Annotated in this window: 2 tRNA genes and 1 rRNA gene; all 3 read right to left on the bottom strand. The window is 40.3% G+C overall.

The window, feature by feature from the left end:
• Positions 1-339 precede the first annotated feature (339 nt).
• Positions 340-415, bottom strand: a tRNA-Ala gene (locus H5122_RS19995).
• 50 nt (positions 416-465) lie between these two features.
• A tRNA-Ile gene (locus H5122_RS19990) sits at positions 466-542 on the bottom strand.
• Between the two features lie 76 nt (positions 543-618).
• Positions 619-695 (bottom strand): 16S ribosomal RNA (locus tag H5122_RS19985); the annotation flags it as partial.

The raw sequence follows: 695 nt of genomic DNA, 5'->3' as shown, positions 1-695 counted from the left end.
AAGGCATCCACCGTGTACGCTTAGTCACTTAACCATACAACCCAAACGGGTCTTTGTTTTGTGACAGTTTAACTTCGCCAGAAGTTAATATTGAATACTAAAGTAGATACCAATCAATCAACTCAAAGAGTTAATTAAATGGCACTGAATGGTACTGCTACCATTCTTTTTTTACTTTTGAAAACTCTTGATAAATACAATGTATTCATCAGAATTTTATTATCAGCTTTTCCAAATTTTTAAAGAGCAAGAGATACAAAAACCTCTCAAAATTAAACACACTCTATTCTCAGGCTGTTAATGGCCCGATAAAGAATATTTATTTTTAAGAAGTAAAAGTGGTGGAGCTAAGCAGGATCGAACTGCTGACCTCCTGCGTGCAAGGCAGGCGCTCTCCCAGCTGAGCTATAGCCCCACATATGCTGGTACTTACTGTTTTAACCATCTTCTTGATTAGACAAGAAGTGGTGGGTCTGAGTAGATTTGAACTACCGACCTCACCCTTATCAGGGGTGCGCTCTAACCAGCTGAGCTACAGACCCAAAACAATAAGTGTTGTTCTCTTTACAATAACAATCATCTGTGTGGACACTACGAACAAATAAGTTCTAAATCGTATAAGGAGGTGATCCAGCCCCAGGTTCCCCTAGGGCTACCTTGTTACGACTTCACCCCAGTCATGAATCACTCCGTGG

The sequence above is a fragment of the Pseudoalteromonas sp. SG43-8 genome, assembly GCF_014164245.1.
Taxonomy (GTDB): Bacteria; Pseudomonadota; Gammaproteobacteria; order Enterobacterales; family Alteromonadaceae; genus Pseudoalteromonas; species Pseudoalteromonas distincta.
Note: the sequence above shows the minus strand (reverse complement) of the source record. Positions and strands in the feature narration are given on the sequence as shown.